17 protein-coding genes and 3 pseudogenes are annotated in these 19,596 nt (G+C 61.1%); 10 read left to right on the top strand and 10 right to left on the bottom strand.

What is annotated here, in order from left to right:
* The 6 genes and pseudogenes from JWP26_RS10965 to phnF form a co-directional block, all read right to left on the bottom strand.
* Positions 1–157: pseudogene (locus tag JWP26_RS10965) on the bottom strand (PhnE/PtxC family ABC transporter permease); the annotation flags it as partial.
* Between the two features lie 62 nt (positions 158–219).
* Positions 220–636, bottom strand: a pseudogene (locus JWP26_RS10960) (alpha-D-ribose 1-methylphosphonate 5-phosphate C-P-lyase PhnJ); the annotation flags it as partial.
* 83 nt (positions 637–719) lie between these two features.
* Complete coding sequence (locus JWP26_RS10955; protein WP_299727135.1) at positions 720–1,805, bottom strand: carbon-phosphorus lyase complex subunit PhnI; 1,086 nt, start codon at positions 1,803–1,805, stop codon at positions 720–722.
* Positions 1,805–2,344 (bottom strand): phosphonate C-P lyase system protein PhnH, encoded by a 540-nt coding sequence (gene phnH / locus JWP26_RS10950; RefSeq protein ID WP_299727132.1) that lies wholly within the window; start codon positions 2,342–2,344, stop codon positions 1,805–1,807. The genes JWP26_RS10955 and phnH overlap by 1 nt, the downstream gene beginning before the upstream one ends.
* Complete coding sequence (locus JWP26_RS10945) at positions 2,344–2,787, bottom strand: phosphonate C-P lyase system protein PhnG (protein ID WP_299727129.1); 444 nt, start codon at positions 2,785–2,787, stop codon at positions 2,344–2,346. Before JWP26_RS10945 ends, phnH begins: the two co-directional genes overlap by 1 nt.
* Positions 2,780–3,535 (bottom strand): phosphonate metabolism transcriptional regulator PhnF, encoded by a 756-nt coding sequence (gene phnF / locus JWP26_RS10940; RefSeq protein ID WP_299727126.1) that lies wholly within the window; start codon positions 3,533–3,535, stop codon positions 2,780–2,782. Before phnF ends, JWP26_RS10945 begins: the two co-directional genes overlap by 8 nt.
* Before the next feature lie 138 nt (positions 3,536–3,673).
* Here phnF and JWP26_RS10935 point away from each other — a divergent pair.
* A pseudogene (locus JWP26_RS10935) lies at positions 3,674–4,200 on the top strand (DUF6886 family protein).
* 74 nt (positions 4,201–4,274) lie between these two features.
* Here the strand turns inward: JWP26_RS10935 and JWP26_RS10930 are convergent.
* Positions 4,275–5,162: a LysR family transcriptional regulator gene (locus JWP26_RS10930; RefSeq protein WP_299727123.1), complete on the bottom strand. Its 888-nt coding sequence runs from the start codon at positions 5,160–5,162 to the stop codon at positions 4,275–4,277.
* Positions 5,163–5,273: 111 nt separating this feature from the next.
* Here JWP26_RS10930 and JWP26_RS10925 point away from each other — a divergent pair, with 111 nt between their 5' ends.
* The 3 genes from JWP26_RS10925 to JWP26_RS10915 are packed head-to-tail and all read left to right on the top strand — an operon-like array spanning position 5,274 to position 7,380.
* Positions 5,274–5,423: a hypothetical protein gene (locus tag JWP26_RS10925; RefSeq protein WP_299727120.1), complete on the top strand. Its 150-nt coding sequence runs from the start codon at positions 5,274–5,276 to the stop codon at positions 5,421–5,423.
* Positions 5,420–6,640, top strand: coding sequence for an MFS transporter (locus tag JWP26_RS10920; RefSeq protein ID WP_299727117.1), 1,221 nt, complete (start codon positions 5,420–5,422; stop codon positions 6,638–6,640). The genes JWP26_RS10925 and JWP26_RS10920 overlap by 4 nt, the downstream gene beginning before the upstream one ends.
* Positions 6,637–7,380, top strand: coding sequence for an SDR family oxidoreductase (locus JWP26_RS10915; protein ID WP_299727114.1), 744 nt, complete (start codon positions 6,637–6,639; stop codon positions 7,378–7,380). The genes JWP26_RS10920 and JWP26_RS10915 overlap by 4 nt, the downstream gene beginning before the upstream one ends.
* A 36-nt stretch (positions 7,381–7,416) precedes the next feature.
* Here the strand turns inward: JWP26_RS10915 and JWP26_RS10910 are convergent, their stop codons facing one another.
* Positions 7,417–8,313 (bottom strand): LysR family transcriptional regulator, encoded by an 897-nt coding sequence (locus tag JWP26_RS10910; RefSeq protein WP_299727111.1) that lies wholly within the window; start codon positions 8,311–8,313, stop codon positions 7,417–7,419.
* A gap of 179 nt (positions 8,314–8,492) precedes the next feature.
* Here JWP26_RS10910 and JWP26_RS10905 point away from each other — a divergent pair, with 179 nt between their 5' ends.
* Positions 8,493–8,888, top strand: coding sequence for a cupin domain-containing protein (locus JWP26_RS10905; RefSeq protein ID WP_299727108.1), 396 nt, complete (start codon positions 8,493–8,495; stop codon positions 8,886–8,888).
* Between the two features lie 68 nt (positions 8,889–8,956).
* Positions 8,957–9,937, top strand: a complete 981-nt coding sequence (locus tag JWP26_RS10900; RefSeq protein ID WP_299727105.1) for an aldo/keto reductase — start codon at positions 8,957–8,959, stop codon at positions 9,935–9,937.
* Between the two features lie 794 nt (positions 9,938–10,731).
* On the opposite strand, the gene JWP26_RS10895 is transcribed toward JWP26_RS10900, so the two are convergent.
* Entirely contained in the window at positions 10,732–11,478 is a 747-nt protein-coding gene (locus JWP26_RS10895; protein ID WP_299727102.1) for an SDR family oxidoreductase, read from the bottom strand.
* Positions 11,479–11,592: 114 nt separating this feature from the next.
* Here JWP26_RS10895 and JWP26_RS10890 point away from each other — a divergent pair, with 114 nt between their 5' ends.
* From JWP26_RS10890 to JWP26_RS10880, 3 genes are all read left to right on the top strand, one after another.
* On the top strand, positions 11,593–12,906 hold the full coding sequence (locus tag JWP26_RS10890; RefSeq protein ID WP_299727099.1) for a LysR family transcriptional regulator: 1,314 nt from the start codon (positions 11,593–11,595) through the stop codon (positions 12,904–12,906).
* Between the two features lie 238 nt (positions 12,907–13,144).
* Positions 13,145–13,654, top strand: a complete 510-nt coding sequence (locus tag JWP26_RS10885; RefSeq protein WP_299727097.1) for a hypothetical protein — start codon at positions 13,145–13,147, stop codon at positions 13,652–13,654.
* Positions 13,655–14,167: 513 nt separating this feature from the next.
* Positions 14,168–17,104 (top strand): hypothetical protein, encoded by a 2,937-nt coding sequence (locus JWP26_RS10880; protein WP_299727094.1) that lies wholly within the window; start codon positions 14,168–14,170, stop codon positions 17,102–17,104.
* Positions 17,105–17,331: 227 nt separating this feature from the next.
* Here JWP26_RS10880 and JWP26_RS10875 read toward each other — a convergent pair whose 3' ends face one another.
* Entirely contained in the window at positions 17,332–18,402 is a 1,071-nt protein-coding gene (locus tag JWP26_RS10875) for an ABC transporter ATP-binding protein (RefSeq protein WP_299727092.1), read from the bottom strand.
* A gap of 172 nt (positions 18,403–18,574) precedes the next feature.
* On the opposite strand from JWP26_RS10875, the gene JWP26_RS10870 reads away from it, so the two are divergent.
* Positions 18,575–19,585 carry a LacI family DNA-binding transcriptional regulator gene (locus tag JWP26_RS10870; RefSeq protein WP_299727090.1) on the top strand — a complete coding sequence of 337 codons (1,011 nt, stop codon included), beginning with the start codon at positions 18,575–18,577 and terminating at the stop codon, positions 19,583–19,585.
* The last annotated feature ends 11 nt before the right edge of the window (positions 19,586–19,596 follow it).

Raw genomic sequence — 19,596 nt, 5'->3', positions numbered from 1 at the left:
CCATGACGTCCCCGACCGCGATGGCCAGAACGCCGGCGAAGGGGCCCAGGCCGACGGCCGAAACGAAAATCAGCGCCCAGACCAAACCGTCAATGCCCCGAAAGGCATCGAAGAACCGCCGCAGGCTGAAGTGAAAAAGCCAGTTCGGCACAATGTTCTCACATGCCGGCCATTGACCATGCTGGGATAGGCCGCGCCCTGCATGATGCGGCCCTTGCGTACGATCTGCTCATAAAGCGTCAGCCACAGCTTGCCGTAGTCGGCATCGGCATGCATCTGCCGGGCTACGGATATATTGGGCTCGACCCCGCGCAGCGGCTCGGGATTGGGCACTTGCAGCACCAGGATCTGATCCTCGCCCATGACTTCTTCAGGCACGCGATGGCGCGATTGGACGATCGAGGCGGCCAGCGTATCCCAGGTTTCCCTTGCCCCGGAAACGCGGCTGATGAAGCGCCGGATCGAGGCGGCATTGACGCCATCGTCCGCCCCTTGATCGATCACCTTGATGGTCGAGGCCGGGTTGACCAGCGTCAGGGTCACCTGCAGTCCGCCGGTGCCCCAGCCGCGCGCCATCGGCACTTCGCGGCTGGCATAGGGCATCTGGCAGCCAGGCACGGCGATGGCCTTGAGCATCTTGCGCCGGAGTTCGCGTTTTGCCGAGGCGTCGAGAAAGCCATAGCTGGTGGCGGCCCAAGGCTTGGTGAGAGAAGCAAGGCTCATTCTGCGGGCTCCGTCTGTCGTGTTTGTTCAGCCGTTGCGGTTGCCGCCGCTTTCATCGCCTTGGCATCGCGCATAGCATCCAGCACGGACTGGAAGGTCACGTAGTGCGGCAGCTTGAAGTGGATGCAGAAGCCCGAGGCCTCCACGCTCTCGGTGTGATAAAGGTAGAACTCTTCGTGCATGGCCGAGCCGACCGGCGCTTCGGCCGAGTTGAGGTCGAGCGTCGCCGCGGCGATGACCTTGACTTCGTTCCAGCCAAAGGTCGCCGCAAAGCCGAGTTCGAGATAGCCACTCTTTTCCTTTGACGTCACTTCGGCCTGGCTGACACGGACGCGTCCGGCGCAAAATTCCGTGCCGCGTGGATGGCGAACCACCACTTCGGCTTCGCCGAGCCGCAATTCGTTGACCGTGGGATGCGCGTTGCCATAGCCGCGCATGGCCGCATAGCCGAGCGCCAATACGCCGCCAGTCTCGGCACGCGCCAGGCTCTGCAGGCGATGCGCCCTGGAGGCCGGAAACAGCAGCGGTTCACGCGTCAGGTCGGGAATGTCTTGCGGGGCCACCTCGGCAAGGTTGGCCGGCGCGACGAGACCCTGCTGACGCTGCCAGTCGGCGAGCGATGGCTGGCGTGAGGGCGCGGGGATCGCGGATGCTTCCACCGGCGGCGGCGTATAGGGCTTGCCCTCAAGCACGTCGGTTGCCAGCACACGGTGCGAATAGTCGAGCGTCGGCCCCAATATCTGCCCGCCCGGAATATCCTTGAAAGCCGCCGAGATGCGGCGCTGCGTCAGCAGTTCGTCCTGCTGCACCGGCCGGGCAATGGCGATACGCGGCTGCGTCGTCCGCCAGGCCCGCAGCACCAGCACGGCCTCCGAAAGCTCGCCACCGGTCTGCGCCAGGGCCAGCGCCGCCAGTTCCTCGTCATAAAGCGAGGCTTCGCCCATCACTCGGTCAACCAGATAGGGCATGGTCGTGCGGATCGTCTCGACACGTGCGGCATCGATTGTGCCCAGGTCCTGCCGAAATAGCCGTTCGGCCTGTTCGATGGCCCGTTCGCCACCGCGCGTTGCAACATAGGCCATCAGAGCACCTCTACCTGGGTCGAACGCGGAATGCCGACGACCGAGCGTCCGTCGACAACAAGCATGTCAAAGCCCTCGGGATAGGCGCAGAGCGAGGTGCGCATGGCCCAGAAAGCCGGCGCAATCCCAAGGGCCGTTTCCACGGTGCCATCGATTCCCGGCCCGGAAAGCCGCACGCGCTGTCCTCGTCCGTGCTGCGCTGTCGCCACCAGCGTCGCGCCATCGTCGGGATAGAGGGCACTGCCGCAGCGCAGCTCCGCGAGCCGCGCTTCCACGCCTTCGAGAGACGAGAGAAACACATGATCGGCCTTGGCGATGTCATCGGTCAGCAGCGCGCCGGTCGCAGCCACATCGGCTCGCAAGGCCGGCTGGTCGGCCAGCACGACGCATTCAAGATCGACCAGCGTATCGACGATCGCGGCAAGGCCGGCTTCCGGCATCTCGCGGCCATGGCCCGGCCGGGCCAGCGCCCACATCAGCGCCTCGAAGGTCGCATTGGCACGCAATTCGACGGCGTCGGGAGGAGCAACGGTCAGCATCAGAACGTCTCCATTTCGACGCGCGTGGCTTCCACCTGGCGCATCCGCAGCGCATCGGCCGCGGCAAGTTGGGCCTGCTCTTCCATGAGGAAATGGATGGTAGCCGGCTCCTCGCCGCGGGCCGCCATGTGCAGGTCGACGACGGCCACGGCCATGGCTCGCTCGAGATCGCGGCCGGTCACCATGCCATAGCCGACATGGCCGGCTCCGTCGGCGATATGCGCCTCGCTGACCAGGACTTCGCCCAGATGGAAATCGACATTTTCGACGGTGTCGCGCATCGGCACCATGACGAGGCCGGTGCGATTGGCGAGCACGGAAACGTCGACCATGGTGTCGAGAAGGGTTTCGGCGAACTGCTTCAACCGCTCGGGCCGCGCCCGCGCCAGGATATTCAGGGCTGCGGCATGGCCCGGTCCGCCGGCAGGGGTCTCGTTATACATCGCTGTCTCTTTCGGTGGTCATGACGGTCGGCTGATCGGATTCAAAGGTGAATTGCACGCGGTCGCCGGCCCACACCGCCTCGGAAAAGCCAATGGGCCGTCCATCGAGATCGGCGTCGATCTTCTGCACCACCAGAACCGATTGGCCGGCGCGCAGCATCAGCATCGCGGCCTCGCTCTCGGAGGCAATGCGGGTAAACACCGTCGTGCGCAGCCGGCGATAGTCCGCGATGCCGTAGCTGCGATAGACTTCGGTGATTGAGCGGACAGTACGCCGGCGCTCTTGCAGATCCGGAAAGCGCGCGGCGTCGTGATAGCCCCAGCCCATGCTGATCGGCAGGTCATTTGCAAAGCCGCGCCAGGACCGTGCGTGGACCGGCGCTTCGACCGCAATGTCCAGCGCCGCCGCGACCCGTGCACTGGCCGGTATCTTCATCTCGGCCAGCGTCTCGCCCGAGGCGGTCAGCCCCTGCGACATAAGGTTTTCGCGAAAGCGCGTCCGCGAGCCGATGACATAGTTGAGCAGCGGAGCTCGCTCGACAAAGGTACCGCGGCCATGCTCGACCCGCAGTTTACCTTCCGCCACGAGCGCCGCCAGGGCCTTGCGCAGCGAGTGACGCCGCGTGCCGTACAGCACGCAAAGCTCCGGCTCGGACGGCAGCCTGGTATCAGGCGCTAAGCGGCCGGATGTGATCTCGAGATTTATCCTGTCCCGGGCTTCTACCCAGGTTTGACCTTGACTGCGCATCGACCCAACTCATTCGAATGACATTGTCATAGCGAGCCTGGGTGACACACGCATGACGACGAATGGCTCGGAACTGGAGTTGAGCCGGGACATCCGGATGGGCTATCAACGATGGCGACACGACCGGGATCGCTTGGCATGCGTCTGTATCACTTTAGCGACGATCCGCAGATCGGCACCTTCGTTCCCCGGCCCGTACTTGTGCCCTCGACACGGGTCACGGGCATGGAATGGCTGAACGGACCGCTGGTCTGGGCGATCGAGGAGGATTTGGATTTCCTCTACCATTTTCCACGCGAATGCCCCCGCATCGTGATCTGGGCGAAAGACGGAACACGTCCGGCGGACACGGTGAAGTGGCTGGGTCCGCATCGCGCAGCGGCGTATATCGAGCGCTCCTGGCTGGAGCGTTGCGCCACGGCCGTCCTCTATCGCTATGAATTGCCACCTAAATGGTTCGAGAATTGAATGATGCCGGCATGCGCGTGAGCCGGGTTCCGGTCACGCCCATGACTTGCACCAAGCTATCCGATCTGCCAGCGACCTTCGCGCCGCGAGATGTCGACCTGCGCATGGTGGACAGCCTGACGCCACTGCGGGAATTATGGGACACCAGCCTGCACACCAGCGGCATCCGCCTGCGAAATGCCACCGGCTGGTACTAAACAATCAGCCTGCCACTATCGATCCGGCTGTCGCTAGCCTGCGCGTACTGGCTTGCCGACCACGTGGCGGCAATTCACACGCGCAAGGCCTTGACGATGGCGGCGAACGCCGGGGAGGTTTGTCGGCGACTTGGGTAATACAGATAGTACCCCGCAAAGAACGGGGACCAGTCATCCAGCACCTGCGTCAGTCGTCCCGAACGGATATCATCAATGACGATGCTTTCGGGAAGGTAGGCAATCCCGTAGCCGCTCAACGCCGCATCCACTTGGGCGTAGGACGTGTTGAAGATAAACTGCCCGTCGACGCGCACGCGCAACTCACGCCCGTCCTTGGCAAATTCCCAGGCATAGAGCGCCCCTGACCTGATGTGGCGCTGGTTGATGCAGTTGTGGCCCACCAGTTCCTGCGGATGCTGCGGCGTGCCATGGGCGGCGAAGTAGTCGGCTGATCCCACCGCTACCAGACGCCAATCCGGCCCGATGCGCACGGCGATCATGTCTTTGTCCAGGCTTTCGCCCAAGCGCACACCGGCATCGAAACGCTCTTCGACAATATTGCGAAAGCCATTGTCGCTGTTCAACTCGATCGTGATGTCAGGATAATCACGCATCACGGGCCACAGCTTCGGCCAGACCACACTTTCCAGCGCGTGGTCCGACAGCGATATCCGAACCGTGCCAGACGGCTTGTCGCGCATGGCCATCAGCGCGTCGATGTCGGTTTCCATATCCTCGATGCGCGGCCCCAGTGCCCGCATGAGGCGTTCGCCGGCATCGGTGGGGGAAACGCTCCGCGTGGTGCGCGTCAAAAGCCGTAGGCCCAGCCTGGCTTCCAGCTGTTTTATGGTGTGGCTCAAAGTGGGTTGCGACGTGCCCAGCCTTGCGGCCGCCTTGGTGAAGCTGCGCTCCTCGGCCACCGCCAGGAACCAGAGCATATCCGTCAAATCATTTCTGTTCATGCCACTCACTCATATCAGAGACCGATAAGCCTAAGCGAATTATAGGGTCTAATTCGAGCAGTGTCTGCGCCCTACGTTAGCGCCATGCAAACGAACCCGGACAGAGCGAACATGACGCAGCACAAATTCCGGCAGCGCGCGCTGACGGGCGGGATCGGCGCGCAAATCGATTGGCTTGCGGCCTGCATGATCGCCGGTATCGGCGGAAGCTGGAGCTTGGCCGGCAAGATCGATCACCCGCAAAAGGCGAATAGGCCATGACCGTGCTCGCATCGACGGAGTCGCGGTACACGGCTGAACTTCAGCCAAGCGGCACCACATGGGCGGCCATCATCTGCATGTCCGTCCTGACCTTTGTGCTTGTCGCTTCGGAGTTCATGCCCGTCAGCCTGCTCACGCCCATTGCCGGGGAGCTGGGGATCAGCGAGGGCCAGGCCGGCCAAGCCATCTCGGTCTCTGGCCTGTTTGCCGTGGTCACAAGCCTCTTCGGCAATTCGCTGCTGTCAAAGCTCGACCGGCGCACCGTCGTGCTGGCTTACACCGCCATTCTCATTGTCTCAGGCCTCGCTGTCACCTTCGCGCCAAATTATCTGGTCTTCATGATCGGCAGGGCATTGATCGGCATCTCGATCGGTGGGTTCTGGTCATTGTCGACGGCAATCCTGGCGCGCCTATCGACACAAGCTGATCTGCCCAAGGCTTTGGCCATGCTGCAAGGCGGCACGGCCTTTGCTGCCGTCATCGCGGCGCCTCTGGGCAGCTTTCTTGGCGGCTTGATCGGCTGGCGCGGCGCGTTCTTCATCGTGGTGCCGATCGGGGTAATCGGTCTGTTATGGCAATTGGGCACGCTGCCAAGAATGGCGCCAGACCGGCAGGTGTCCGTCTCTGGAATGGTTGGCCTGCTTCGTACGCCGATCATGGCAATTGGCATGGCCGCGACCGCGCTGGCCTTCATGGGGCAGTTCTCGCTTTCCACTTATCTGCGGCCGTTTTTGGAACAGGTCACCGATCTTGATGTGAACGCCCTCTCCATGGTCCTGCTGGGGCTTGGGCTTGGCGGTCTTGTCGGCACGACCGTCGTGGGGTTTGTGCTTCGGTCTCACCTCAAGACGGTCTTGATTGTATTGCCGCTGGCCCTCGCGGTTCTCGCGATCCTGCTTGTCCTGCTGGGTCAGTTCGCTATCCCAACGGCGGCACTGCTGGTGCTGTGGGGCTTTCTCACGACCCCGATCCCGGTTGCGTGGGGCACCTGGATGACACGCGTCATCCCCGATGACCTCGAGGCTGGCGGCGGTCTGCAGGTAGCCCTGATCCAAGTCGCAATCACCTTCGGCGCTCTTTCGGGCGGTCTGCTGTTCGACACGGCTGGCTGGTGGAGCCCCTTCATCCTGGCGGCGGCGCTCCTCCTGGCGTCCGCAGCTCTTGCGGCCAGGGCCGCGTCCTTTCAACAGACCAACACACGCAGAGGCTCATCATGATCAAAGACAAAGTCATCATTATCACAGGCGCATCCTCCGGCATTGGCGAAGCCACGGCCCGGATGCTGGCAGCCAAAGGCGCCAAGGTCGTGCTCGGTGCGCGTCGCGCCGACAAGCTGCGGCAGATTGCAGCCGATATCGAGCAAGCCGGCGGCCATGCGGTCTACCAGGAACTCGACGTCACCAAGCAGTCCGACAATGACGCCATCGTGCAGTTGGCACAGAACAGCTTCGGTAAGGTCGACGTCATCTTCCTCAATGCCGGACTGATGCCAAACTCCATGCTTTCGGCGCTCAAAACCGATGACTGGCACCAGATGGTGGATGTGAACATCAAGGGTGTGCTTAACGGCGTCGCTGCCGTGCTGCCCGCTTTCACTGCGCAGAAGTCCGGTCAGATGATTGCCACCTCATCGGTCGCAGGGCTCAAGGCCTATCCGGGCGGCGCCGTCTATGGCGGGACCAAATGGTTCCTGCGCGACTTCATGGAGGTGTTACGCATGGAATCGGCCATGGAGGGCACCAATATCCGCACGACGACGATCTACCCCGCCGCGATCAACACCGAACTGCTGACCGCGATCAGCGACAAGGGCGCTGCCGAGACGATGCAGAAGCTCTACGACAAGTTCGGCATTTCCCCCGACCGCATCGCCAACGTCGTCGCCTTCGCCATCGATACGCCGGAGGATACGACGATCAATGAGTTCACCGTGGGGCCAGCAAACCAGCCCTGGTAATGGGCCTGGCGCCTGAGCCGCAATGACGAGAGCGGGTTACGCCGGACGATACCGCAGCGCTTCGATCAGCCGGGTGAACGCCGCCGAGGTCTGCCGCCGGCTGGGGTAATACAAGTGATACCCATCGAAGGTTGGCATCCACTTCTCCAGCACGCGGACCAACTGGCCGGTTTTGAGGTAAGGCGCGATCACGTCCTCCGGAATGCACCCTAGCCCGGCGCGCGCAAGGGCGGCCGATAGAATGTGGGTGCTGCTGCTGAACGTCAGTTGCCCTTCCACCCTGACATTGAGGCGCTGACCGTCGCGCTCGAACTCCCAGGGGTAATGACCGCCATAGGTTTGCAGGCGGAGGTTGATGCAGACGTGCTCGGTCAGGTCCTGCGGACTGGCCAGTGGCTTTCGACCCTCAAGATAAGCAGGCGCCGCCACTACGGCCATGCGCCAATCCGGACCGATGCGAACCGCGATCATGTCCTTGGCCAACTGCTCGCCCAGACGAACGCCAGCGTCGTAGCGCTGGGCTACGATATCGACGAGCCCGTTTTCCGCGATGAGTTCGAGCTTGATATCGGGATAGGTCTCGATGAAGCCCTGCAGCCGTGGCCACAGCACGGCATTGATCGCGTGTTCCCCGGCGCTCAATCGGATAGTGCCAGACGGTTTATCCCGGAATTCGGTGACCATCTCCAGCGCCGCGTCGACTTCCAGGAAGCGCGGCTCGACTGTTTCCAGTAGCCGTTGCCCTGCATCGGTCGGCGATACACTGCGCGTACTCCGGGTGAGCAGGCGAACACCGAGGCGCTTCTCCAGCCGGCTCATGGCATGGCTCAGCGCCGACTGCGATACACCCAGGCGCGCCGCGGCGCGAGTGAAGTTTCGGTCTTGGGCGACTGCTATGAAGGCGATGAGGTCGGCTACGTTGTCGCGATCCATTCATGAACAGATAGCATAGAACTCGAGCGCGATCATTACTGCAGTTCACAAAGGCCGGGTTCACGCCGCAATGGCCAATCCCTATGCTCCATGAACAAGATTCATAGGCTCATGCAGGATTGACCCACTAATCCAATGACTGAAAGCGGCCTACCTTGGCCTGTAACACGGAGAACATCATGAACATCCAGCGCGCAGGTTCACAACCCTTCGCAAAAGGCCCGGCCGATTGGTTCACCGGCACGGTGAGGATCGATCCGCTTTATGCGGTTGAGGCACCCAGCACCATGGCCGGCAACACCGTTACCTTTGAGCCCGGTGCGCGCACCGCCTGGCACACCCATCCGCTGGGTCAAACCCTGATCATCACCTCGGGCCGTGGCCTCGTGCAGCGTGCTGACGGGCCGGTCGAAACCGTTTTGCCGGGCGATGTCGTGCGTTTCGCGCCCGGCGAAAAGCATTGGCATGGCGCCAGTGCCGAAACCGCCCTGACCCATGTCGCCATCCAGGAGTCGCTCGGCGGCAAGGCCGTGGACTGGATGGAGCATGTCAGCGACGAGCAATACCGCCGCTGAGCTGAGCCGGATTTCATCACTCTCGACAATTTCAGCCGACCGATCCCGCAAGCATGAGGAGAAACGACGTGAAAACCAGAAAACTCGGCACCAGCGGCCTTGAAGTCTCGGCCATTGGCCTGGGGTGCATGGGCATCAGCCAGTCCTACGGCACACCCATGGAGACCCCTGCAGGCATTAAACTGATCCGCGACGCCTTCGAACGGGGCATCACCTTCTTCGACACGGCCGAAGTCTACGGTCCCTACAAGAACGAAGACGTCGTCGGCGAGGCGCTTCTGCCCATCCGCGACCAAGTGGTGATCGCCACCAAGTTCGGCTTCGACATTGCCGGGGGCGGCGCACCGGACAGCCGTCCGGAAAGCATCCGCAAGGCAGTAGAAGGCTCGCTGAAACGACTGCGCACCGATCGTATCGATCTGCTCTACCAACACCGCGTCGACCGCAACACCCCCATGGAAGACGTCGCCGGTACGGTCAAGGAGCTGATCGCCGAAGGCAAGGTCAAGTATTTCGGCATGTCTGAAGCGGGCGTCGCCAATATCCGGCGTGCCCATGCCGTGCTGCCGGTGACGGCCCTGCAAAGCGAGTACTCGCTGATGTGGCGCGAGCCGGAAGAGCAGATCATTCCCGAGCTCGAAGAGCTGGGCATCGGCTTCGTGCCGTTCAGCCCTCTTGGCAAGGGGTTCCTGACCGGCACGATCGACACCAATACCAAGTTTGGCGACAAGGACTTCCGCAATTCCGTGCCGCGCTTCGATCCCGAAAACCGCGCCGCTAACCAGGCCATGGCCGACACGGTCACGCGCATCGCCGCCGAAAAGCAGATCACGCCGGCGCAACTCGCGCTTGCGTGGGTTTTGGCGCAAAAGCCATGGCTTGCACCCATTCCGGGCACGACTAAACTGCACCGCGTCGAGGAGAACATTGGCGCTACCATGGTCGACCTGACGGCCGCGGATCTGGCTGCCATTGAGCAGGCCATCAGCGGTATCGAGATCAGGGGCGACCGTTATTCGGCCGCCAACCAGGCGCGAATCGACCGATGAAGGCCGTGGGACTTGAGATAGCTGCCATCCCACCGCCCGCGCCGTGGTGGCAGCTTCCGTCCCCGTCTTAGTCATTCGGGAGCAGGTGCCCAAGTCCTAAAAGCTGCCATCACGGCCGACTGAACGGATAACAAGTGCCTGTCCAGATCCGCACTATTGGGGTGCAGGAACGTGCTGTTGGTCGAAGTATCCATTATTGCTATCTACCCAATGGCATGCCCAATAACCTGAGTTCATCCGATAGCACGCTCCGTCGGCGCTTGGCCGCACGCCGCTCATGCAGGTTTGCCCGGCCGGGGCTGAATCGTCGAACTGTGACGGGTGACCGCAGCGTCGGATCGATATCAGTGTATGCGCCGTCTTCGCCATAATCATACGAGCGTTCGCTGCTCGAGGTGATCTGGATGTCCGATGTCCGACGTCGGCCGAATCCAGTCCGTAACCACGCCCTCCAGGCCGCAGGCGATCAGCGCCTGCGCCTGTTCCAAAGTGGGCGGTTGGTCCCCTGTGACTTGAGGGCAAGCTATTGGATAGCGGGTGGTGAATTCCGCTCCAACCTGCGCGTGGGCCGCGACCGACATCGTCAGATAATTTTCATGACGAGGGCATATTTTGGGATGATGAAGAGATCGGTCCAGAAATCCGGCGTTGTTGCAAGCCCAAGAATAGCCTCACAAGGCGCCAGCAGTGGGCAAGATTAATGGCGGCGACGGGCCCGTCCCGCCATGGATGATGCCCGCTGCTGCAACAGGTAGTTGGAAGCGACCAGATATGCCGGTCGCTTCCAGGTTAAATCAGTGCGCACCGCCGGAGGCGCTGATGCGCTCGCCGGTCAGCCATGCAGCCTCGTCGGACGCCAGGAAAACCACGCTCGGCGCGATGTCTTCCGGCCGTGCCAGTTCCTGGCGCAGCGGCACTGCCTGCAGCAGCGCCCTGCCAAAGTCGGCGTCCTCAAAGCCCTTGGTCTGGTCGGTGGCAGTATAGCCGGGAGCGACCACATTGATCCGGATATTGCGCGACCCCAATTCCTTGGCCAGCGCCAGGGTCAAAGTGTCGACTGCGGCCTTGCTGGCCGAATAGACACTGGTCATCGGTACCGGGTTCTGACTCGAGATCGTCCCGATGTTGACGATAGAGCCACCCGCTTTGGGAAAATGTTTGAGAGCCGCCTGGATCATCTGGATCGTGCCCAGCACATTGCTGGTGAAGATGCGATGGTAGTCAGCTTCGGTTGTGTCTTCGAACGGCGCAAAAGCACCGATCGCTGCGTTGTTGACAAGGACCATAACGGGGCCGAAATTCTCTTCCGCCAGCGCGAAAAGGCGTTCGGCGTCCTGCGCCTTCGAGACATCGCCTTGGGCCGCCACGGCCCTGCCACCAGCGGACACGATCGCAGCGACTGTTGCTTCGGCCGCCTCCTTGCTGCTTGAGTAGTTAACCAGCACTGCGGCACCTTCGGCAGCGAGCGCCTTGGCCACTGCGCTGCCGATGCCCTTGGCGCCACCGGTGACGATGGCGACCTTGCCCTGAACCTTACCCATGAAACTCTCCTGTGATTGCTATGACGCAGATGTATCTATTCCCAACCAAAGGGGTACTGTGCGCCCGGCTCTAACACTTATTCCAGATGGTTATGGATGGACGTACTTGCTGCAATGAAGACGATGGTCCGCGTTGTGGATGCAGGCTCCTTCTCGGCCGCCGGCCGACACCTCGGTGTCAGCCAGTCGGCCGTTTCCAAGATCATTGCCCAGTTGGAGGCAAAGCTCGGCGTCAAGCTGTTGACGCGCACGACCCGTGGTCTGGCGACCACCGATGCCGGCAAGCGGTATTATGGGTTGGCCTTGCAGACGCTCGAGACCGCCGATGAGGCCGAAGCGGCCGCACGGGATGCGGTTTCCACGCTGTCCGGACAACTGCGCCTGTCCACTGCAGTATCGTTCGGCCGCCTGCAAATCGTTCCTCACCTCGGCGAGTTCATGGCCGCCCATCCCAACCTATCCATCGACCTGGTGATGGACGACCGGCCAATCGATTTGATCGAAGAAGGTATCGACGTAGCGCTTCGTTTGGGTCCGCAGCCGGACTCTCGCCTCAGCGGCCGCGTCATCGGCTCGCGCCGGCGCATTTTGGTTGCGGCTTTCAGCGCCGATCTGGTGCGTGGTATGGAAGGCTGTGACGTACTGATCCATGCCGCCGCAGATACCGATCATGGTCCGGGCACCGAAAACCAGCAGCGCGTCAATGAAGAAGGCACCAAGGCGGTGTTCGAGGCTGCGCGGGCAGGTGGCATTCAGCGGGCGATTTATCTCAGCACGGAATCCGTTCTGGCTGATGGACGCCCCATCATCAATGTCGATGAGCGCCATCCTCTCCCCCGTCGCCCTGCCGGATCGTATTCTCGCAGCAAGGCCGCGGCCGAACGCTGCGCCGTTTCTTACAATAGTCGCGGCATGGAGGTGATCGCGGTTCGGCCCCGCTTTGTCTGGGGGCGCGATGACACCACAGCCCTGCCGAAGCTGCTTGGTGCTGTTCAATCGGGACAGTTCGCCTGGATCAGCGGCGGCGACTACCTCACGACGACAATCCATATCGCCAATCTCTGCCATGGCATCGAATTGGCCATCGCCAGGGGCAGAGGCGGCGAGATCTATTTCCTTGGCGACGAGGAGCCCGTCCGCTTCCGCGATTTCGCAACCGCACTGATGGAAACGCAAGGCGTCACGGCGCCAGAAAAATCGGTCCCGCGCGCACTGTTACGTTTCATCGCCGGCATGGGCGATCGGCTGCACAAACTCTCGGGTGGCAAGATCAACGCCCCGTTGACCCTACAGTCCTTCGCAACCTCAGCCGTTACGATAACGCTCAACATCGACAAGGCCCGGAGCGAACTCGGCTACACGCCGATCATGACGCGCGAAGCAGGCCTCGCCGAAATGGCCGCCGACCGGCAAAACGCCGCGCGGTGAAGCAATCGAAACGGGCTGGGGCGGATCGCGTCCGCCCTGGCCCCAGATGCTCCTAGCGGCCAGTCCACTCCCCACCCCCAACCGGCGGGTCTGATAGCGACCCGAGGCCGTCAGCCGAGGCGAACGCCCGAATTGCCAGAAGCGGACATCCGTTAGACGAGCACGACGAGGCGTCGCCCGTTCATCCCCCAGACATGTGGCACCCTCGATATAGGCACCATTCAATGGAGCCCCAGCTATGCGCCTCGCATTCTCCCTCAGCCTTTGCGCCCTTCTCGCGGTCAGCCCAGTGCTCGCCGACCCGTCCACCAATGCAGCGACCGTATTTTCCGTCGTCGCACCCGCCGCAGATACCTGTGGCTGGTCGGCACAGATGGAAGAAGACGAGGGGGGCTCGGTCATGGTCGCTTCGTCGTGCGAAAGCGATACGGAAACTGGTCCGGCGTTTCGTCTGCTCTGCGGCAACATCCGATACAATGGCAGTGGCTTAGGGATGGGTGCCAACCCACCTGCATCAAGCACCTTGGTACTGACCTCAGGTGGGAAAAGCCTTACCGCAGAGGTCCTCTTTGAAGAAATGGACGGCGCCTTTGCCGCCTATGTGGAATTGGGCAGTCCTATCATCTCATTGTTGAAAACTGGCAATGAGGTCGGTGTGACACTCAAGGGAACAGATTTGCCATCCAGAATGGTATCGCTCAAGGGCAGCACTGCCGCCATCGATAAGCTTATCCACGCCTGCAAATAAACTGTGCCGGGATTCCCCCCGACTGTCGTCTTTGTCTTTAGTGGACGGTGAGATTGGTAATCGAAGGGCGCGAAACGCCTCTGCCGACGATCTGCGGAAGGCCATCGGCAGGGCACTGGGGGCCGGAAGGAGCGCTGGACAAGCTGTTTTTCGTCGGCTTTGTGGCCGTTGGCTCACAAAGCTGCCAGTCCGCAAACCACCCCATATCGCCTGTCACCTGCTCGTCGGGCTGAATGCCAGCTTTTGGGGACGAGCCGCTGCCCGCAACGGCTGAAATGGCGCGAAGCGGGCGTGAAAGTCATCGGCTGGAGAAGCATCAGGAGAGTGGCTTATCACCCCCGCTCCCCACCATCTGGGACGTCCCACCTCTACCGCACCTTGCTTTCGTTTCTCGGCCGCTATCGTCCAAAGTATTTGCTCAGCTTTTAGTCCCTGCTTTGTACACCCAACGAGCTAATTGTGCGCGTGGGTGGAACGATGGACAGTGAAGCTACGCCCATTGTCGAGAGCCATATGGAATACCTCAAGGCGTTGCACACCCGTTCATGGGAGATGACGTCGCGAACGGGGATGTTGCTCTCCGTCACCTGCGATTTCGACAGCGCTACTTTTCGAGATTTTTTCACCGAGTATGAGAAGGCTTTCGTTCTACCTGCCGAAAGGGAGGAGGAAAGCGGGTTCAAAGATTGCCTGGCTCTTAATCATGGGCACCTCCATGACGGGCTGGAGGCGCAGTTTGGCCGGTTCGTGGAGATTGTCCTGACCGCCCGCACTCCCGACACTGCGGCGATGGTCGGCGGCATCAACCTTATCGCCATGCAATATGAGGTGCTGGGCAGTCCGATCGTCACGAGCAATCTGAATTACATCTTTACCACGCCGGAGGGGCGCGGACGCGGCTATTTCCCTCGGCTCATTGATGCTGCCGCAGAGGTCGTCGAACAGCTTTTCGGCTTGCCGGAGGGCGGCGAGCCTCCGTTGATCTTCGTCGAGCAAAATGACCCGTTCAAGATGAGCGCGGAGGACTATGCCGCCGATACAGCCCACGCCGGAATCGACCAGTTCGCCCGGCTATTGAAGTGGGCCAAGGCGGGCGCCCGCGTGCTCGATTTCGACTATGTCCAACCCGCCCTGTCGCCCGATCAACATCCAGACCAGAGCCTGGTTTATACTGTGCTCAACGCGCCTTCTGATACGCTCGACGCCGAGATCGTCTCGGCCCATCTGGAGCGATTTTTCGCTATCTCGGTGGCCAAGGGCCGCCCTGCCCCCGATTCGCAGACTGCGCAAACGCAGCTGTCCCACCTTGCCGGCCGCGCGGCGCGGGGGCTACCAGTCATTGTCCAGAATCCGCTGCCATTCCTTCTTGATCGCAGCCAAGCGCATCGTCCGGTTGACGGCAATTTTCCGAATTCGCTCTCCAGCGCCCTGCCCCGCATCTTGACCGGCTATTCCAAGACAGTCGAGCCATCGCTTCACTGGACCCTGTCGCTGCATATCGACAATGAGGAGCTGGGGCGCCTTGGCAAGGCAAATGGCGCCAACGGTAACAAAACCCTGTTCGATCAGCTTGGTGGCACGTCCCTCTCTGAACAGCCGACCAAAAATTCGATTTGGAATGCGGATAAACGGTTGCAGCGTCAGCGCGAAAACCAGCAACGGTTTCCCACCTCGGCAGAGTTGCGCGATGCGATGGAGCCAATGTTCAACGACGTTGCCGATCGAGAACGCCTCGGCATTGTCGAAGACTACATGCTCGCAATTGCGGCCAAGACCGACAACCCATCAGCCACCGATCGGGAGATCGTGACCTTTACCCTCGATCCCGCCAAGATCGCTTGGGAGACCGAAGGGACCAAGTATCGCGCAGAGCTGGCAGAGTTACCGCCCCAGCAGGTGGAGATGCGCCGCTTTTGGTATGTGCACCGCAATTGCAGCGTTTCGTATCACGTCTCGTTCCGTATCGTGGGCTATGAACGCACCCCGGCGTTCTTCTTCTTTGTGTCCATGCTGCAGAAGCTGGTGTCTCCCAAGGAGTTCCTGCTGCCCGACACGCAGGAGGCGCAAGACCTTATCGCCGACGCCCACCCGGCCCTTACCCCATTCGAGGCCATCAGGGTTGTCAGCCACAGGGGTGATCTGGACTTCTGGCAGTTCATGGCCGGCCTGTTCGACCGGGATTTTGGCGATTTCAGCACCCGTCTGGGGCAAAAGCCGCCTGCAAACACCGGCGTTTCGCCCTGGCGGACATTGAATCAGGAGCCATATGTCGAGGTGCCGGGGCTGAAGATGCCAAATCTGCGCTCGATGTTCTATTTCGCCGACAGCGTTTTTCGCGATCTTCTTCTGCCGCGCGATGACGACGGCGCGCCAACAAAGCGCCTCAAAATGCTCTCCGAGGCGTTTTTCAACGACAAGCTGGCCGAAGTCCTCGACCAGGCAAATCCAGAGCACGGGACGTCAGGACGACGCAATCCTATCCCCAAATCCGTCACCTTCGGTCTGCCGTTCTGGGATTGGCTATCGCGCGCGCACTTCGACGCCATTGCGCTCGAATGGCGGCAGGCCAACCCCGTTGCTTTCGCCTCTTTGCAAAAGCGCACCGCCTACGGCGACAGTGGCGGTAGCATCGCGCTCTGCTATTTGTTCCTGGCCGGCTTTACCCAGAATATCATCGACTTCGTCAATCAAGACGCTTCCGAAGTGCTGGACAGCCTCGACCCGCTTTATCCATCGACCGAGGATGATCTGGATGAAGGCTTCTTCGTCCGCTACGCCAATCCGCGCACGCTGTTCACTTTCGTTAGCCGCATGCGCAGCCTGGACTTGGGCGCCGATTATATCGGCACCTGTCCATACGCATTTCTGATTCACGTCCTGACCTTGCACAACGAGTTTCTCACGCGGGACTTCGAAAAGAACGCTGCCACTGTACTAAACGAGGCCGAAGAGAAAGCCGGGGATGAAGATTTCAGCGGAGCCGCCAACTGCTTCTACGACTTTAGAAGGACATATGTCTCCGAGTACGACACGTACAAATATGAGAACGTTTTCCGCTACGACACTGAGGCCAAGATATTCTTTGCCCTTAACAAGATCCGCGGCGTCGAACTGAAGCATGCCTACGTCGAACAGCTCATCAATGCTGCAGAAAAGCGAACCGCCAACTACGAGGAACGGCAAAAACGAGACGCAGACGCAAGTCTAGCAAAAAACCTGGCAGTCGTTGCGCTGTTTTCCGTGATCGGGGTGGCCCTGCAACTCTCCTCCGACCTCAAGAGCGACGAACCGATCCTCGATGTGAGGGTCGTCGCCGACGCCCTATTTTGTGTCTCTGTGATATTTGCCGTCTTCTGTATCGCTGTGGTGTACAAGTTCATGTTCGAACAACTTGGTCTCAAGTCCGAGCCATTGACCCGGATCACCGCCTGGTACCGCCGGAAAAAGTAGCTTGGGAGGCTGCTGGGGATCGAGCAAATCAATGGGCCGTTTCACAATACCGCCCGGTGCATGCCAAAGCGGGCAAGCGTTCCTAGATGTTTCACTCGTACAACACCGGTGAGTTGAAACCCCTGAAGTCAGGTTTGGGCCATGTCAGACGCAGAAGTACAGTTCGGCGCACCTGGAAGCTGACATTGCAAAGGGCTCCCCACCGAGCATCAGCCGGACGAAGCCGACTACAGCCGTGCGCCACTATCAGTGTCAAAGACGTGGACGAATTCCGGGCCAATCGACAGCGATACATGCTCGCCCGGCGTGAACCGTCGCTGCCCGGAGACGATGCTGACCAGTGATTGTCCGGCGACAGCGCAGGTCACCTGCGTCTGAGCGCCCGTGGGCTCGATAAAGCTCACCGTCGCGGGAAAGCCGCCCGCCCCGGCATTGATTTCCAGATGCTCGGGGCGAATACCGACGACGATGTTCTGCCCATTGGCGAGCCCGGCGCGAGTGCCAAGATTGATCAGACTGTCGGCCGCGATGGCGGCAGAAGCAGCACCATCGCGTAGCACCACCTTGGCTGGCACGGTATTCATCGCCGGCGAGCCAATAAAGCCGGCCACAAACAGATTGTTGGGCCGCTCATAAAGCTCGATGGGCGAACCCATCTGCTCGATCCGCCCCTTGTTCATGACCACGACGCGATCAGCCAGCGTCATGGCCTCAATCTGGTCATGCGTCACATAGATCGAGGTCTTTTGCACCTTGGTGTGCAGGGCCTTGATCTCGGAGCGCATTTGCACGCGCAGCTTGGCATCGAGATTGGAGAGCGGCTCGTCAAACAGAAACACCGCCGGATCGCGCACGATGGCCCGGCCCATGGCCACGCGCTGCCGCTGGCCGCCCGAAAGCTGCCCCGGCCGCCGCTCCAGCAGGTCCTCGATGTCGAGCAATTTCGCCGCATCGCGCACGCGAGTGGCGATGACGTCTTTTTTGAAACCGGCAATCTTGAGGTTGAGTCCGATATTCTGCGCGACGCTCATATGAGGATAAAGCGCGTAATTCTGGAACACCATGGCGATGTTGCGCTGCTTGGGGTTCTCCTCGTTGACGCGTCGCCCACCGATGATCACATCGCCGCCGGTAATGTCCTCAAGGCCCGCGATCATGCGCAGCATGGTCGACTTGCCACAGCCCGAGGGCCCAACCAGCGCCACGAACTCGCCATCGCCAATGCTGAGATCGACGCCGTGCAGGATGTCGGCAGCGCCATAGGACTTACGCAGTTTGACCAGTTCGACAGTGCTCAAGTTTTCCTCCAGGCCTGACGGCTCGACTCTCGTTGGCGTCGATTGATGGACGACAAAGCTCTTGAGGAGTTTCCCGTCATCGCGCTATCACTGCTCTTTGGCAATGTGAACGCGCGTGCAGGTTAGAGCCACGCGGGGCGTCAGGTCAAGTATGGATAAGAAGGGGCGCAGCGTGAACGGCAGCAAGAAAACCATCGGCTCATCGGATGTGGCGCGCTTGGCCGGCGTGTCGCGCTCCGCGGTGTCGCGCGCTTTCACGCCCGGCGCCTACATTTCCCCCGAGACGCGGCAGCGCGTAGTCGAGGCAGCCGAGATGCTGAACTATAGCCCCAACGCCATCGCCCGCAGCCTGAGCAAGAAAAGCAGCGGGCTGGTCGGCATCATCGCCAGCAACCTGGATAATCCTTACTACGCGCTGATGCTCAGCGCCTTGAGCAGTGCCCTCCAGGCCAAGGGCTACGGCATTCTGCTGCTGATCGCCGAACTGGACGATATGGACGCCCTGATCCCCAAACTGCTGTCTTACCAGGTTGACGGCGTCATCCTGCCCGCAGCCACGCTCAGCTCGAAAATGGCAGTGGTTCTGGAGCGATCCGGCCGCCCGGTCGTACTGGTCAATCGATACTTGCAGCAGGACGTGGTCAGTTCCGTTTCCGGTGACAATTATGGCGGCGGCACGGCGGTTGCTGACCTTTTGGTCAAAGGCGGGCATCGCCGGATAGCCTATATGGCGGGCCTCGACGATACATCCAGCAGCCGCGATCGCGGCCAGGGATTGAAGGATCGCCTGGCCACCCACGGCATAGCGATCTACGCCCAGGAAGCGGGCCAATATCGCCACGTCGACGCCGTCGCCGCCGCGCGCAGGCTGCTGTCGATGACCCCCGCACCCGACGCAATCTTCTGCGCCAATGACATCATGGCGATGGCGGCGCTGGAAGTCGCAAAGGTCGAATACGGCCTCAAGGTGCCTGCCGAACTTGCCATCGTGGGCTATGACAATTCCGATCCAGCAAGCTGGCCACTGCACCAACTGACCTCGGTCGACCAGCATCTCGAAGACATGGTCAAGCTGTCCGTGGAGATGCTGCTGCGCAAACTGGTCTCCGGCGACACGACACTGGAACATCTCACAGTGCCCGCTTCGCTGGTCGTTCGCGCCAGTACACGGCAAACCGGCTAACTCATTCCTTC

The organism is Devosia sp. (genome assembly GCF_028290435.1).
Classification (GTDB): domain Bacteria; phylum Pseudomonadota; class Alphaproteobacteria; order Rhizobiales; family Devosiaceae; genus Devosia.
This window is presented reverse-complemented; position numbering and strand designations above follow the sequence as displayed.